Genomic DNA, 13,682 nt, shown 5'->3' on the forward strand with positions numbered 1-13,682 from the left:
TCATGAAATACGTACTTTTCGTCCTCTCCACCGTTCTTTTGGTGGGTTTGTTCTCCTTTAGCCCGGCACAGCCCGAATTACTCCCGACTAAACTTCGGATCACGGTAATTGACGGACTTGGCAACCCTGCAGAAGGTGCCACAGTGACCATTTATCTCAATGAGGATGACTACCGGAACAGTGAAAACCCCGTAGCTAAAGCCATATCTGACAACAAAGGGCGGGTTACATTCAAAGACCTGAAGCCGGTTCCTTATTTTATCGATGCCCGAAAAGGGGACATGAACAATGACTTTGAAGGAGTGAGAACAGCGGCACTCGAAGAAGGTAAACTCAATAAAGTAAACACTGTCATCGAATAGTGAATAGGGTCACCGGTTTTCTAGCCTTCCTCATATTTTTCAGCATAATCCGGGAGCCGAAACCGCTTCCGGATTATTCATTAGTACTCGATCAGCAACCATCGGCCATTGGTACTACAGAGGATCCTCAGGCCAGAGCAAATTACGAAAATCGATTGCTGGTTGACCCTTCTACAGGGCAGATTCCCAAAGACATCAGAGACCGGGAGCTCCGGTTTGCTGAGCTGCTACTTTCCAGACAGCACAGGGCTGGTCATTATCAGCGGGTAGTTGCTCAGAATTATGAACTTGCCGGCCCCTTCAATGTGGGTGGGCGCACCCGGGCCATCTCTCTCGACATTCGCAATGAAAATACCATACTCGCGGGTGGTGTTTCCGGGGGCATCTGGAAAACCACCAATGGAGGCACTGATTGGAAAAGAACCTCTGATCCGGCACTAAGAAATAGCGTGACTGCCCTTAATCAGGACCTGAGACCAGGGAAACAGGACATTTGGTACGCAGGAACGGGCGAACTTTTGGGCAACTCCGCCCGAAGTACAGCTGCCCCATACAGGGGTGCAGGCCTCTTCAAATCTACTGACGGTGGTGAAAGCTGGGAAGTACTCCCCGGCACTATAGACAATGCCACCCCCAGTCAGTTTAGCAGCCAGTTTCAATACATCTGGGCCATTGAAACCAACCAGCTCAACCTCAGCCAGGATGAAGTATTGGTAGCCGCCTATGGAGCCATCCTCAAATCGTCAGATGGGGGCCAGACCTGGGGCGTGGCGCTTGGTCAGAAATTATTTGACCTGCCGGAAAACACAGACCTCAACGAATCTGATGCCCCATTTTATACCAGCTTGAGAAAAACACCTTCCGGACATTTTTTTGCTGCGATGAGCAGTGCCTCCTCCTCCAATAAGCTTTCGCCTTCAGCGGGTTTTTATTTCTCAGCTACCGGAGATCAATGGCAGCAAATCACTCCTCCGGGCCTGGCAGCCTATCACGAGCGCACGGTGATCGGTTTTGCTGCTGACGAATCGAGTGTGTATTTCCTCACCCAGGGCGAAGAGGCATCCCTTTGGAGACTTAATGTGGCCAACATACAGAATGGAATACTCTCAGGGTCCTGGACTAACCTGACCAGCAACATACCTGCATCGGGTGGCGAATACGGTGACTTTGAGAGTCAGGGTGGCTACAACATGCTCATAGAGGTACATCCTCAGAACCCCAACCTCGTGTTCATAGGTGGTACCAACCTCTACCGATCCACCGATGGTTTTACATCTGCCAAAAACATCAAATGGATCGGAGGCTACAGCCCTGAGAACGACGCTTCAGTCTACCCCGGACATTACCCAGATCAGCATGCCCTGCTTTTTTATCCCTCAGATGAAAAAAGGATGATCTCAGCCAATGACGGTGGCATCCGGCTCACCACCAATGTACTGGCAGACTCTGTCTCCTGGAAAAGCCTGAACAACGGATACCTTACCTCACAGTTTTACACCATCACCCAGCGACTGGACAAGAACACTGATGAAATCCTGGGCGGAATGCAGGACAATGGGACGTACATGAGAGATGCGCTGGGTGAAAACCCCTCCTGGAACAGAATCCTGGGTGGAGATGGAGGCTACTGTGCCATTGCCCCCAACCGTGACTTTGTTTACGTCTCCTTCCAAAACAGCCAAATCTACCGGCTCTCACTCAGCTCCACCTTCCAACTCAAATCCTTTGCACGGGTGGATCCAATAGGCGGAGGTGAACGAGAGGGTCAGGGTTATCTATTCATCAATCCTTTCATTCTGGATCCGACCAACGCCAGTCGAATGTTTTTGACTGGGGGTGATGTGATCTGGCGAAATGAAAACCTGCTGCAGGTGCCGGGTGGAAATCAAAAAAAGACCTCTGTCAACTGGTCGGAAATTAAAGATACGGAGCAGGCCTCCGGGGTGTACACGGCCATAGACAAAGCACGGGATCAGGATATTCTCTATGCCGGAATATACAGTCAAAGCCCCACCATTGTCAAAGTAGAAAATGCTTCGGACCCCACCCGGGAAAGCGTAACGTTTATGTCTCCTACCATTTTTCCTGAAAATGGTCACATCGCATGCGTCACGGTCAATCCTGAAAACGCAGATCACCTGATCGTGGTGTTTTCTAACTATGGCATCCCATCTGTCTTCATGACGGTGGATGGAGGAGTGTCCTTCTCAGACATCAGCGGAAACCTGGAAGAAAACCCCGATGGCTCTGGTAGCGGACCCAGCGTAAGGTGGGCAGAAATTGTCCCCACCACCACTGGCATTAGCATCTTTGTGGGCACGAGTACAGGATTGTACTCCACCACTGCCACCGATGGTGCCCAAACCATCTGGCTAAAGGAAAGTGAAGACAAAATAGGCAATGCGGTGATCACGATGATGGATTATCGTGACATAGACGGTCGCCTGGTCATTGCGACACATGGCAATGGCACTTTTCAGTCGTTCCTGGAGGATACGCGCCCCTTCACCAATCAGTACGCACCCGGAGAACAACTAACGAGTCTGCAGAATTATCCAAATCCGTTTACCAAAGAAACGATGATCCGGTACTCCCTGCCAGAAAATGGTGAAGTAAAAATAGATCTGTACGATGCCTCTGGAAGATTCATCAGAAACCTGCTTTGGGGCCCACAATACGCAGGGGAAAACAGGACCATCTGGGATGGCACCAACAACTCCGGAACGCGCCTAAAGTCCGGCATATACACCTATGTGCTCCAGTTTCAGGGACAGCAGATCAGCAAGAGAATGATCTACCTTCCGAACTAGCGATAGGTAATTAGCGCCAGGGCATAAGCCGCAACCATAAACCAAAATTTATAGTTCAGCAGATTGGGAATGACATTCAATTCCATCAACACCAAAGCCAAAACGATAATAACAGAAATCAATCTGAGGGTATTTCTAGTACTTTTACTCATATCTACGGTTAGTTGGTTTTTTAACAACTGGCGATGATGTTGCAATCGTAAATATATAGACCTCTCATAAGTTGTCAATAATTTTCAAGATAATTGTGCATTGAATTACCAAATGGCAGAAATAGGCACCAATATCGAACAGGCAGCAGCCCTCCTAAAGGCAGGGAAACTGGTGGCCATTCCCACGGAGACTGTATATGGTTTGGCGGGAAATGCCCTGGATGAATCTGCCATTCTGGACATCTTCAAGGTCAAAAAGCGACCCAAGTTTGACCCGTTGATTGCACACACGGATTCTCTGGAAAAAATCAAGGGCATAGTCACGCACATTCCTGACAAAGCACTCATGCTGGCAGAAGCCTTCTGGCCGGGCCCATTGACCATTTTATTGAATAAAAAGCCACACATCCCGGACATTCTTACCTCCGGCCTTTCAGATGTGGCGGTGAGAATACCTCGTCACCCGCTTACCCATTCACTGCTTTCACAGCTGGATTTCCCACTAGCGGCACCTAGCGCCAATCCTTTTGGGTACATCTCGCCCACTTCGGCACAGCATGTTCACGATCAGCTGGGTGCACATATCCCTTATATACTGGATGGGGGCAACTGCTCAGTAGGTATAGAATCCACCATTATTGGGTTCAATGAACAAGAGCAACCCATCGTATACCGGCTTGGTGGGAAGAAAATAGATGACATTGAGCAAGTGGTTGGCAAAGTGAAATTACGGATCAATCACAGCTCTGACCCCATCGCACCAGGCATGCTCAAATCCCATTATGCTCCATCCAAGCGGCTCATCATTGGCAACCTGACCGAACTGGTTCCCCGATTTCACAAGCGGAATTTTGGAGTGATCAGCTTCCATCAGTCATTTGAGGGATTAACAGCAGACCGGCAGATTATTCTTTCTAAAACCCGTAACCTGGATGAGGCCGCGCGCCAGCTCTTTGGGGCATTGCGCACCATGGATCAGAAGGATGTGGAATTTATTATTACCGAAAAATTCCCTGATATGGGTCTTGGACAAGCTATAAATGACCGCTTGAAGAGAGCCGCCACAAGATAAGTCTCCAGAAGCTTTGCTTTTTTACCCAGATCAGACAATTTAGCACTCCAAAATAAGTGGATATGAGAACCATAGATGATTTTAACTTTAGAAACAGGAAGGCACTAATCAGGGTAGACTTTAATGTACCCCTGGATGAAAACAGCCAAATTACTGACGATACACGACTAAGAGCGGCCATACCTACCATCAAGAAAATAATCGATGAAGGGGGTGCTGTTATACTGATGAGCCACTTGGGGAGACCTAAGACCGGACCAGAAGAAAAATATTCCCTTAAGCACATCGTAGCAGACCTCAGTGAAAAACTAGGTGTCAGCGTTCATTTTGCCAATGACTGTATCGGAGACGAAGCTCAGGAAAAGGCTAAAGCCCTTGGAAATGGTGAAGTGCTATTGCTAGAAAACGTACGATTCTATCCGGAAGAGACTAAAGGGGACGAAGCTTTTGCTGAGAAACTCGCCAGTTTGGGAGATATCTACGTCAATGATGCATTTGGGACCGCACACCGTGCCCATGCCTCCACGACCATCGCCGCTAAGTTTTTTGCAGATAAGTGCTGCGGCTATGTGATGCAGCAGGAGCTGGTAAACGCAGAAAAAGTATTAGGTGAACCTACGCGTCCTTTTACAGCCATCATGGGTGGTGCCAAGGTTTCCGATAAGATATTGATTATCGACCGTTTGCTGGATGTAGCTGACAACCTCATCATTGGTGGTGGAATGTCCTATACCTTCTCCAAAGCAAAAGGAGGAAATATTGGTAAATCGCTCCTGGAAGCCGACAAAATGGACCTCACCAAAGAGCTGGAAGCCAAAGCAAAAGCCAAGGGTGTGAACCTTATCCTGCCTGTGGATACCGTAATTGCCGATGATTTCGATAAAGATGCAAACAAGAAAACGGTTCCGGCCGGTAAGATTCCGGACGATTGGCAAGGGTTGGACATTGGACCTGAAACCATCAAATTATTTTCTGAAACCATCAAAAACTCCAAAACCATTCTCTGGAATGGCCCAATGGGTGTTTTTGAGTTCCCTGCATTTGCTGTAGGTACTGAGGCCATCGCCAAATCTCTGGTGAGTGCCACTGAAAAAGGTGCTTTCTCATTGATCGGTGGAGGGGACTCTGCCTCGGCTATCAACAATCTTGGGTACGGAGATAAAGTGTCTTACGTAAGTACCGGCGGAGGCGCACTTTTGGAGTACATGGAAGGAAAAGTACTGCCCGGAGTAGCCGCTCTGGAGGAATAAAAATCATATCAATTAGAGATAATCAAAAAGGGTGAATGAATTATTCACCCTTTTTTTATCCGCTCGATTCTCAAAAAATCGGTACTTTTGATTCAAAGAACCCTTCTTTTTTATGGAAGAGTGGAAAGTTTGGGAAAGCGATGAGATTCGCAACAAGTTTCTGGTAAGCAGCTATGGTGAGGTTAAATCACTGTATTTTGATCCACCAAAACTCCTTAAACACTACAAAAACATGGGCTATCGGGCCATTCCCACCAGAAAAAAGGATGGGAAAAACACCCTGATATACGTGCATAAAGTAGTGGCAGAACTCTTTGTTCCCAATCCGGAAAACCATACCCACCTCATTTTCATCGACGAAAACAAAGGAAACCCAGAAGCAGATAACCTGCGATGGGTAGATAAGGCCACCTTCAAAGACCACATGAGTAAGTATCATAAGTCTGCATATACTTATGATAAGGACTTCACTCCCAACAACAAGCTGACGAGAACACAGGTGGCGGTGATCAAAAAAATGATGAACGATCCCAACCGTAAAACCCGTGTGAAAATTATTGCCAAGCAATTTGGGGTCTCGGTGGGTACCATCTTCAGTATCAAACGTGGAGATTCCTGGAAGCACGTGAAAGCGGCTGGGTCAGATAAATCTTCCTCCTAGGCAATTTTTACTTCGAACAATTCCTCTTTGGTCAACCCGATCCGCTTTTGATCCATTAAGACGCGCAGAGAGGTCACCAAATCATCCAGCGCCAGTCGGCTAAATTGCTGAATAAGCTCACTCTCCTTTTTGGGGTTTTCGCGGATGAACGCCTCAATTTCGTCCAGTGGCATGCTCTGAATTTTCTTGTGTCGGTGAATACAGATATCACAGACGCCACAATCCTGATAAGTGAGCTCATCAAAATAGCTTTGCAACATGCGGGATCTACATTTATGCTCTGAGGTAACGTATTCTTCTACCTTTTTGGCTTTGGTGAGTGTGACCTCCTTGCGCCAGGCCATTTGTTTTTGGTCTATGGGCAGGTTATTAGCTTCCACCCTCGGGGTTAAGAAATTGATCCTTGGTTTGTCACTGGCTTGCTGATAGATCAGCACTTCAGCCTGGTGCAAGTATTGCAGCTGATTTCTGACCAGATCCACGGGCTCCTTCAAAAGTTTAGCCAGGTCCTCTTCCTTGATGGTCACAAAATCCGAAAACATCTCCCCGCCATAGAGTCGCATCAGGGTTTTGATCACGGGGTCCATCGTCCTGTTGGCCACCTGATATTTGTACACCTCGGATTGTTCCAGGAGGAAAATCATTTTGGAGGACTCCTTAAAAGATTCATTGAGCTCTATGAGTCCCTCATCTGCCAGCTTATTCAGGGCGTGGTAGGTCTCCACCATGGGTAGATCAAACGTGCGAATAAAACCTTCATAATCAAATTCAAAGCTCGTAAAAGCACTGCTGCCTACCGCCAGCTTGAAGTGATTGGCCAGTGCCTGATAGACCTTGCGCATAAAGTCCACCGACACAGCCGCCTGCTCAGCTCTTCGTCTCAGATTGATTACATCGTTTTTGGCATAGAGCTGAATGGCATATGCCTTTCGTTCGTCCCGCCCTGCTCGGCCGGCTTCCTGGTAGTAGGCCTCCAGCGAATCCGGTAAGTCGTAATGAATAACCGTGCGCACATCTGGCTTATCAATGCCCATCCCAAAGGCATTGGTGGCCACGATCACCCTGGTTTGTCCTGAAATCCACTGATCCTGCCGGCGGGCTCTGACATGCCCGGGAATACCGGCATGATAATAATCTGCGGAAACTCCACTGTTTCGAAGAAACTCTGCCAGCTCCCGCGTTTGTTTTCTACTGCGTACATAGACCACACTGCTCCCCGGAACATTGCGCAAGATCTCCAGCATCTTTTGCTCCTTGTTTTCCAACTCAAACACAGAGTAAGACAGATTACTCCGGGCAAAGCTCTTTTGAAAGACTCTGGGCTCATTCATCCCAAGCTTTTCCAATATATCCAGCCTGACCTGAGCGGTAGCCGATGCTGTGAGGGCGATGATTCTGGTGATTTTAAGTGTTTCTATAAAATCAGCAATCTCCAGATAAGAAGGCCGGAAGTCATACCCCCACTGTGAGATGCAATGTGCTTCGTCTATCGCAAGCAGTGAGATATTCATTTGGGCAGCCCGGGCCAGAAAAAGATCCGTCTTGATCCTTTCTGGAGAAACATATATGAACTTAATGGCCCCATAAATACAGTTATCCAGTACAATATCAATTTCCTTCAGGGACATCCCTGAATAGATGGCGGCCGCTTTGATGCCTCGTTTCTTCAGTTGTTCCACCTGATCTTTCATCAGCGCTATGAGCGGAGATACCACCACGCAAACCCCTTCCAGACACAGTGCCGGCACCTGAAAACAGAGTGATTTCCCACCACCTGTAGGAAGAAGTGCCAGCACGTGCTGGCTGTCCAGCACGGCACCGATAATCTCAGCCTGCATGGGCCTGAAGGCCTCAAAGCCCCAATATTGCCTCAATATTTCCTGTGGTCTACTCACTGATAGTTGCCAGCCGATGTTTTCTCTGGCTAAAAGGTCTTGTTTGATTCAAATCTAACTCCAAGAAGCCATCCTGCGACAAACTACGGGCCTCAATTTTCCTGTTTTCAAATATGCGCTTTGCATCACGTGTTTCATAATAATTAAAATTTGTCCCGAGGAGGGCTATTCCTGGCAGCAATCCCTCATATGAAATCATTTCAGCATCCTTAAAGTAAATGACATCAGCCTCCAATGGATGCGTGAGTTGGTAGGTTTCCATGTGTTTCATCAGGATCACCCGTACCCCGTCCCACTGAATCAAATCGAAACAAGAATGAACCTGTACCCATTCCGAACTGCTCATGAGTTGCCAGGTGTCTTCCACTTTTGGCAGCCCACTAGCCAGTCTGTTGGGGTTGATCTGAAAGGCGATCAGCTCCTTATTGGCTTCTGAGAAATCATCGATGAGCAATACCGCCTCCCTCCCATTGATCAGGTCGATGGCTGTTATCCCATCTATTTCGTAAAACACCATTCTCTTTTGGTTTTCCTGCTCAAAGGATTTTAAATGAAGCCATGCCGCCAAGGTAATGGCTGCCAACCAAGCAAGTACCATATAGTGATAGCTGTACTTCCATATAGCCAGCACGAGAAAACTCATAATTAGATATGTGAAAATGGTGTCCCAGGCATCAAAATATAGCCAATCGAAAATCGGATAGGGCAACCACTTAATACCCAGGATGAGTTCATTCACTACCCATGAAAACCCCTGTAATACAAACCCCAGAGCCCACCCAACAGCAGGTAGGATACTGCCGACCAGGAGCATAGAGATGCCACCACCCAGCATCAAAAATGCCGCCGGAATAACAATGAGATTGGATACAAGAAAATAAGTGGGGAACTGATGAAAATAGACCAGCGCTAAGGGAAAGGTAGCCACTTGTGCAGCAATGGACACACAGGTAATAGACCAGACATAGTCCGTAACGATGCCAGAAAAATCCAACAGTCTGTATAAGCGGGGTTGCAAAATCACGATACCAATGACAGCCGCAAAGGATAGCTGAAACCCCACTGCATAGATTACATAAGGATTATATAAAATCAGCACAAAAGCCGCCAACCCCAGGGAATTGTAAATATTAGCCCTTTGGTTAAAAGCGCTGCTGACGATAATCACCGTGAACATAGTGGAGGCCCGCATCACCGATGGGGTGAATCCGGTAATTAGGGCATAGAGCCAAATGATTGCAACAGACCCAATCGTAAACACTACATTCCCCCATCGGGTCTCCTTCCATTTCTGAAAAATGACACTCAAAATCATCACTACGATGCCTACATGCAGGCCGGATACTGCCAGCACGTGCATGGCGCCTGCCGCCGCATAAGCTGAAGTAGTCTCTTCATCGAGATAGTCTTTCACACCCAAAATCAACGCTGTAAGGATGGCACGTTCGCGCTGTTGTGGGATCCAGTCTTCGATCTTCTGCCTGGCATAGGTACGTATGCCCATTGCGTGAGCGAGTAGGGGATTTGGTGGTTCGTGCCCTATTTCCCGGACTTCAGAGGGGTCAGCGAAAGCATGGGCGTAGATCTTTTGTTTCTTCAGGTATGCTCTGTAGTCAAATTCATGCGGGTTTTTAGGTCCCGCTATTGGGAAGAAGTTTTTGTCTACTGCCACCACATCGCCATATTGCAAGTGTGTGCTGTCCTCCTGCGTCTTCTTTACATAAAGAAAAATTTTGCCGTGAGCCGCATTCAGGGAATCTGACTGAGCTACCATATGAACGGCCACCTCATACCGGTGATAATGATCCCGCTCGGTATTGTCCGAAATGACTACTCCCATAAAACCCTCTACCTTCTCAAAGGAAGAATAATGCCCGGGGACAGCAGATTCATCGGCCAGCATGGCTATCAAACCGCCCAGATACACCATCAGCAACAGGTAAACCACTCCTTTGAGAATCGGCCGCCCCAGCCAGAAAGGAATAATCAGCGCCAACAAAAAGATCATAGACATCTGTCGCCAGGGGAGCCCAGACCACAGCACACCATAGGAATCATAAAGAATAATGCCCAGGGAGAGGAAAAAGGAAATACGGATAAAAGGAAAGGCGGTCCACTTAAACATAAAATTCCTGCAAAACTGACCCAGTCAATTTCAGAAATTTTACCATATCAAACAACGGGAATTTGAGTTTATTTGATCGATTAAGACACCTTGAACATCAGATAGTGCAAAATGTCACATTCGGAAAACTGGTCACCCTTTTTCTCAAACCCAAACTTCTCATAGAGCGGCACAGCGGTGAGCTGAGCGTGCAAATAGAGGTACTGACCAGATCCTTCCTTTGATCGGACATCGGCAATAACAGCCTCCACCAGTTTTGAACCAATCTGCTTACCACGCTGGTTGGCCTTCACCGCAAAGCGCTCTAATTTGATGCCCTTTTCGGTGCGGCGCCACCTCGCCGCTCCCACCGGCTGTTCATTTTCATCGAGCGCCACAAAGTGGGTGCTGGTGGCTTCAAATTCATCAAACTCGTCGCGAGTAGATACCTTTTGCTCCACCACAAAAACCTCCCTCCGAATGGTAAAGGCTTTTTCTTTGAGCTCCTCAGTATTTGCTGTGATTACCCGTATCATTCTTTTTCTCCCTGCTTGTTGTATGCTTTCACGATTTCCTTCACCAATTTGTGCCTGACCACATCCCGATCATCCAACTCCACAAACCCAATGTTCTTGACCTCTTTCAAAACATCCAGCGCATCTATAAGCCCCGAACGCTGATTTCTCGGTAAGTCTATCTGAGACTTGTCTCCTGTGATAATCACTTTGGACTCTGGCCCCATCCTGGTCAAGAACATCTTGATCTGCATGGGTGTAGTATTTTGCGCCTCATCCAGCAGGATATAGGCATCATTCAGCGTACGGCCTCTCATATAAGCCAGAGGCGCTATTTCAATCACCCCATTTTCACGGTAGTATCTGAGTTTTTCAGTGGGGATCATATCATTGAGCGCATCATAGATCGGTCTGAGGTAAGGATCTATTTTCTCCTTCAGGTCGCCGGGCAAAAAACCCAGGTTCTCACCAGCCTCTACTGCCGGCCTGGTGATGATGATTTTCTTCACTTCCTTGTTCTTCAGCGCACGCACAGCCAGAGCTACTGAAATGTAGGTTTTACCTGTACCCGCAGGCCCTATGGCAAACACCAAATCATTGGCATCCACGGCTTCTACCAGCGCCTTCTGATTCTTGGTTTTGGGAGAGATCTTAAAACCCCGTGTCCCAAACACCAACACATCATTAGCTCCGGCATGAGAAGAGTTATGTTGTTCCTCATTGATATAGGAGACCACATTTTCATGCGTTACCTTACCAAACTTATCGTAATGGTTCAGGAGTGAGTTGAGGATATCATTGATTTTCAGAATCTGAGGTGCGGTACCCTGAATTCGAATCTCATTGCCCCGCGAGATAATTTTACTCTCGGGAAACGCTGAAGCGATCTCTTTAATGTTTTGATTTTGGATTCCCAAAAAATCCACCAGGGAGATATTATCGAGTGTTATGACCTTTTCTAGCAAATGAATGAGTGATTTATAAGCGTTTAATTTTTGTTGCTTTTAGAATTTATATTTTTGTGTCAAAATAAAGAAATATTCCGTCGCTTGTATGGCTCTAGTCACATTTATGTCAGATTTTGGTACAGAAGACCATTACGTAGCGGCGGTAAAAGCTGTTGCCCATAAAATGGGTCCTGAGACGCACATTATTGACATTAGCCATGAAATTTATCCTTCAGACATAGGGCATGCTTCCTATGTGTTGAAGAGCGTTTTCAGGGATTTCCCAACCGGCACGGTCCACCTCTGTGCCATAGACATGAACAGTCGTGAGCCTTCCAAACTCGTAGCGGTGCAACTAGAGGAACATTATTTTGTTGGCTATGATTCCGGTCTGTTTAGTTTATTAAGTGATCAGCCCCCTACAGCCATGGTGGAGCTGAGCACCAATGACCTGAATGGCTCCACTTTCCTGGCCAAAGACCTGCTGGCCCCTGCTGCCGTGGCGCTGGCCAATGGTCAAAAAATATCCGAGCTCGGCAAGCCTCTGGATGTGCTCAAGACCCTGTATGCACGTCAGCTCAAAGTGACTAAGCGGGAGATCTCTGGCAACATAATCCGGGTAGACCACTATGGAAATCTCATCACCAATATCGTGCACTCGGCATTTGAGACCATCATGAAACTCAATGGTGAAAAACCGTACGAAGTGTGCTTTGGCAGGGAGCGCTCCCGCAAAATACACTCCGCCTATCATGAGGTGGAGTCTGGTGAATATTTTATTCTTTTCAATAGCAATCAACAACTACAAATAGGTATTAACAAAGGCAATGCATCTGAGCTGCTAGGGCTCCACCTCGATGCGCCTGTCATTATCAACTTCCAATTATGATCACCCGTATCGTACGTATGTCCTTCACCCCGGAGAAGAAAGACGACTTCCTGGAAATCTTTCATGGGGCCAAGAAGAAAATCAGGGCCATGGAGGGGTGTCAATACCTATCCCTACACAGAGATTACCATCACGTCAATGTCTATTATACGCTCAGCAAATGGGATTCTCAGGAGGCGCTGGATCAATATCGTGATTCTGATCTCTTCAAAACCACCTGGGAAGCCACCAGGAAATGTTTTAACGAAAAAGCGCAGGCCTATTCCCTGAAACAGGAAGTAGAATTAAACTGATTGGAAGGTTTAGATTGAACCAGGAGGATATTCACCGATGAATTCTCAAGGTCTACCGATTAATTAATTGTCATCTCAGGGAATCCAATAATTTTACTCTCGTATAGGTTACATAGGTTATTTGTACATAGCTGGTAAAATCCCCTTCAATCATTTGTTGGGGATTTTTTTTTCTAGTGCCCCGTGCACATCGCCACCCCATCAAAGAAATAATTCTCATTCTTCCCCACATTACCGAAGGACAACACCATGTGTTTGAAATAATTATCATTCATATGGACCTTGATACTGGCATCCATCTCCAGGAAACTATCATAGGTAAGCACCTCACCATCACTCATTTGTACCCCCTCCAACACGGTAACGCTCTCTCCGGTGGATCCGTCTACAGGATTCAGAGCAAAGGCCAATTCGCCCACCTCCCGAACAGAACCAAAATGAAGGTGCGCAGGGTGTTCACCACCTTCCGTTGTGTTTTGTAATTTGATATGAAACTCCAGCTGACCGGGAGCCAACTCACGCACGGTCACATCTCCACTCACAGGGTTATAATTTGCCCTATAAAGCAAATAAGTAGAGCTTCTCTCGGCAGTCCCTGGCTCATCACCAGTGGAGCAGGCACTCAAAATCACGAAAACAGAGAAAATCAGCAGAACATTCTTCATAACAAGGTATTTTAGTTAAGTTAACAATCATCCGGCAGTTATCATTTATTATGATTTAACAAAAACT

General features: G+C 47.1%; 13 protein-coding genes. 7 read left to right on the forward strand and 6 right to left on the reverse strand.

What is annotated here, in order from left to right; translation table 11 throughout:
- Positions 1 to 2: 2 nt before the first annotated feature.
- Both ACHKAR_RS21115 and ACHKAR_RS21120 read left to right on the forward strand, forming a co-directional pair.
- The gene (locus ACHKAR_RS21115) at positions 3 to 362 is read left to right on the forward strand and encodes a carboxypeptidase-like regulatory domain-containing protein (RefSeq protein WP_159582124.1); all 360 of its coding nucleotides are present in this window, start codon (positions 3 to 5) and stop codon (positions 360 to 362) included.
- The gene (locus ACHKAR_RS21120) at positions 362 to 3,172 is read left to right on the forward strand and encodes a FlgD immunoglobulin-like domain containing protein (protein WP_395419438.1); all 2,811 of its coding nucleotides are present in this window, start codon (positions 362 to 364) and stop codon (positions 3,170 to 3,172) included. The genes ACHKAR_RS21115 and ACHKAR_RS21120 overlap by 1 nt, the downstream gene beginning before the upstream one ends.
- On the opposite strand, the gene ACHKAR_RS21125 is transcribed toward ACHKAR_RS21120, so the two are convergent.
- Positions 3,169 to 3,324, reverse strand: a complete 156-nt coding sequence (locus ACHKAR_RS21125; protein WP_159582126.1) for a hypothetical protein — start codon at positions 3,322 to 3,324, stop codon at positions 3,169 to 3,171. The genes ACHKAR_RS21120 and ACHKAR_RS21125 overlap by 4 nt on opposite strands.
- 112 nt (positions 3,325 to 3,436) lie before the next feature.
- Between ACHKAR_RS21125 and ACHKAR_RS21130 the strand changes: the two genes are divergently transcribed.
- The 3 genes from ACHKAR_RS21130 to ACHKAR_RS21140 all read left to right on the forward strand — a co-directional run bounded on the left by ACHKAR_RS21130 (position 3,437) and on the right by ACHKAR_RS21140 (position 6,307).
- Positions 3,437 to 4,396, forward strand: coding sequence for an L-threonylcarbamoyladenylate synthase (locus ACHKAR_RS21130; RefSeq protein ID WP_395419439.1), 960 nt, complete (start codon positions 3,437 to 3,439; stop codon positions 4,394 to 4,396).
- A 62-nt stretch (positions 4,397 to 4,458) separates the two neighbouring features.
- A complete protein-coding gene (locus tag ACHKAR_RS21135; protein ID WP_395419440.1) occupies positions 4,459 to 5,646 on the forward strand; it encodes a phosphoglycerate kinase in 1,188 nt (395 codons plus the stop codon).
- Positions 5,647 to 5,758: 112 nt separating this feature from the next.
- Entirely contained in the window at positions 5,759 to 6,307 is a 549-nt protein-coding gene (locus ACHKAR_RS21140; RefSeq protein ID WP_159582129.1) for an HNH endonuclease, read from the forward strand.
- On the opposite strand, the gene ACHKAR_RS21145 is transcribed toward ACHKAR_RS21140, so the two are convergent.
- The 4 genes from ACHKAR_RS21145 to ACHKAR_RS21160 all read right to left on the reverse strand — a co-directional run bounded on the left by ACHKAR_RS21145 (position 6,304) and on the right by ACHKAR_RS21160 (position 11,786).
- The gene (locus tag ACHKAR_RS21145; RefSeq protein ID WP_395419442.1) at positions 6,304 to 8,181 is read right to left on the reverse strand and encodes a RecQ family ATP-dependent DNA helicase; all 1,878 of its coding nucleotides are present in this window, start codon (positions 8,179 to 8,181) and stop codon (positions 6,304 to 6,306) included. The two genes, ACHKAR_RS21140 and ACHKAR_RS21145, sit on opposite strands and share 4 nt — an antisense overlap.
- 13 nt (positions 8,182 to 8,194) lie before the next feature.
- Positions 8,195 to 10,327, reverse strand: coding sequence for a ComEC/Rec2 family competence protein (locus ACHKAR_RS21150; protein WP_395419444.1), 2,133 nt, complete (start codon positions 10,325 to 10,327; stop codon positions 8,195 to 8,197).
- A gap of 80 nt (positions 10,328 to 10,407) precedes the next feature.
- Complete coding sequence (locus ACHKAR_RS21155; RefSeq protein ID WP_395419445.1) at positions 10,408 to 10,842, reverse strand: GNAT family N-acetyltransferase; 435 nt, start codon at positions 10,840 to 10,842, stop codon at positions 10,408 to 10,410.
- Entirely contained in the window at positions 10,839 to 11,786 is a 948-nt protein-coding gene (locus ACHKAR_RS21160; RefSeq protein WP_395419446.1) for a PhoH family protein, read from the reverse strand. Before ACHKAR_RS21160 ends, ACHKAR_RS21155 begins: the two co-directional genes overlap by 4 nt.
- A gap of 88 nt (positions 11,787 to 11,874) precedes the next feature.
- Between ACHKAR_RS21160 and ACHKAR_RS21165 the strand changes: the two genes are divergently transcribed.
- Positions 11,875 to 12,657 (forward strand): SAM hydrolase/SAM-dependent halogenase family protein, encoded by a 783-nt coding sequence (locus ACHKAR_RS21165; protein WP_395419448.1) that lies wholly within the window; start codon positions 11,875 to 11,877, stop codon positions 12,655 to 12,657.
- A complete protein-coding gene (locus ACHKAR_RS21170; protein WP_395419449.1) occupies positions 12,654 to 12,950 on the forward strand; it encodes a putative quinol monooxygenase in 297 nt (98 codons plus the stop codon). The genes ACHKAR_RS21165 and ACHKAR_RS21170 overlap by 4 nt, the downstream gene beginning before the upstream one ends.
- Positions 12,951 to 13,123: 173 nt before the next feature.
- Here ACHKAR_RS21170 and ACHKAR_RS21175 read toward each other — a convergent pair whose 3' ends face one another.
- On the reverse strand, positions 13,124 to 13,615 hold the full coding sequence (locus ACHKAR_RS21175) for a hypothetical protein (protein ID WP_395419451.1): 492 nt from the start codon (positions 13,613 to 13,615) through the stop codon (positions 13,124 to 13,126).
- Positions 13,616 to 13,682: the final 67 nt, after the last annotated feature.

The sequence above is a fragment of the Marinoscillum luteum genome (genome assembly GCF_044005705.1).
Classification (GTDB): domain Bacteria; phylum Bacteroidota; class Bacteroidia; order Cytophagales; family Cyclobacteriaceae; genus Marinoscillum; species Marinoscillum luteum.